Here is a 2,120-nt window from a genome sequence, read left to right as displayed (position 1 = left end):
CCACCTCCTCCGCCTCCGCCCCCGCTCGCCGGTGCCTCGGAGATGGCGGAGGCGGAGGAGGTGGCGGAGGTGCTCAGCGAGATCGGGCGGGACCTGGTCCGTGTCCGCTCCGCGCACGAGCTGGCCGCGCGCCTGCTGGACCACCTGGCGCCCCGGGTGCGGGCCGATGCCGTACTCCTCTACGAGCGGCGGGCCGAGGGCGGTCTGGAGCTGGCCGGGCATGCCGGGATCGACGCGCGGTTCGCCGCCCGGTGGCGGCAGGTGCCCCCGCTGGCCGGGGTGCCCGCGTTCGACGTCCTGACGGCGGGCGAGCCGCTGTGGCTGGAGGACCTGGCCGCCGACCGGGTCCGCCATGTGCTGGTCGGGGACCCGCCGGAGCGGTGGCCGAGCCGGGTGTGGCTGCCGGTACCCGCCGAGGGAACCGCCCGGTTCGCCCTGGGGGTACTGCGCCGGTGCGGGGGGCCGTTCGAGCCGCACGAACGCCAACTGCTCGTCGCGGCGGCCCGGTTGTGCGCAGGGCGGCTGCGCGTCTTCGGCACCGCGCGGGAGGTGCCCGGGGATCCGGGCGTCACGGAGACCGTGCAGGCGGTCTTCGACGCGCTGCCGGGTGCCGCGGTCCTGCTGACGCCGTTGCGCACCGCCGCCGGTGAGGTGACGGACTACCGGATCGACGCCGCCACCCCGCAGGCGGTCGATGTGTCCGGCCGGACGGGCCGGGACATGGTCGGCCGGCTGATCCTGGAGAGCTACCCGTCCGTGGCCGGCGAGCCATTGTGGCAAGGCTATCTGGAGACCCTGGAGTCCGGGGTGCCGTTCGAGAGCGAGCCGTTCGCCTACCAGGAGACCGTCGACGAGGTGGCCCTGACCGGCACCTTCTCGGTGCGGGCCGCTCCCCTGGGCGGGGGCCTGCTGGTGTCCTGGCTGCGGCACGACCCCCTGGAGCGGCAGGAGCAGCGGCTGGCCGATGTGCAGCGGCTCGGCAACCTCGGCTGGGCGAACTGGAATCTGCTCACCCAGGAGATCTCCTGGTCCGCGCAGGCGTACGCCGTCCTGGGGCGCGACCCCGAACAGGGGCCGCTGGAACTGGAGAAGCTGCCGCGGCTGGCGCTGCCGCAGGACGCGGATCCGCTGACCGCCGCGATCGCCGGACTGATCCATCGGGGGCGGCCGTTCGACGTGCCGTTCCGGGTCGAGACACCCGCGGGCGTACGGCATCTGCGGCTGGTCGCCGAGGCCGTCAGCGAGCCGGACGGCACCCCGGCCGAGGTGCACGGCTTCGTGCAGGACCTCACCGCGCAGCGCAGCGCGGAACTCGCCCTGGTCAAGAGCGAGCGCACCATGTCGGTGCAACGCGGGGTCCTCCAGGCCGAACGCGCCCTCGCCGCCCGGCTCCAGCACGCCCTGCTGCCCCTGCCCAGCAAGCCGGTACAGCTGGCCGGGCTGCGTGTCGAGGTCGCCTATCTGCCGGCGCAGGCCGGGATCCATGTCGGCGGAGACTGGTTCAGCGCCGTCGAACTGCCCGATTACGACGCGCTGTTCGTCGTCGGCGACGTGGCCGGACACGGTATCGACGCGGTGGCCACCATGGCCCAACTCCGCTTCACCGCCAAGGGGATGGTCAGCACCGGTACCTCGCTCACCGTCGCCCTGGCCCGGCTGAACCACCTGCTGCTGCACTCCCGGGACAGCCGGATGACGGCCACCATGATCATGGCCCGCTACGACCCCGACCGCCATCTCCTCGCCTGGGCCCAGGCCGGGCATCCGCCACCGCTGCTGGTGCGCGGCGACGAGATCCGCTATCTCGACCGCCCCGGCGGCCTGTTGCTCGGCGCCAGCTCCGACCCGTACTACGAGTCCGCCGAGCTGCGCCTGCGCCCCGGCGACCGGCTCCTGCTCTACACCGACGGCCTGGTCGAACGCCCCGGCGAGGGCCTGGACGCGGGCCTCGACCGCCTGGTCCAGGCGGTACGCGCCCACGACGACGGCGACGACGGCGACTCCGGCTCCCTGGAAGCGCTGCTCGCGGCCATGCTGGTGGACGAATGGCGGGACGACGTGTGTGTGGTGGACATTCGGGTGCCGGGGCGGGCAGCGGAGGCCGCGGACGGGGAGGAGGC

The 2,120-nt window shown here is 74.1% G+C and carries 1 protein-coding gene; it reads left to right on the top strand.

Annotated elements, in window-relative coordinates:
• On the top strand, positions 1-2,120 hold a 2,120-nt coding region (locus CCN72_RS06100; protein ID WP_107430072.1), incomplete at both ends, for a SpoIIE family protein phosphatase.

Source organism: Streptomyces murinus, assembly GCF_002154555.1.
Taxonomy (GTDB): Bacteria; Actinomycetota; Actinomycetes; order Streptomycetales; family Streptomycetaceae; genus Streptomyces; species Streptomyces murinus.
Note: the sequence above shows the minus strand (reverse complement) of the source record. Positions and strands in the feature narration are given on the sequence as shown.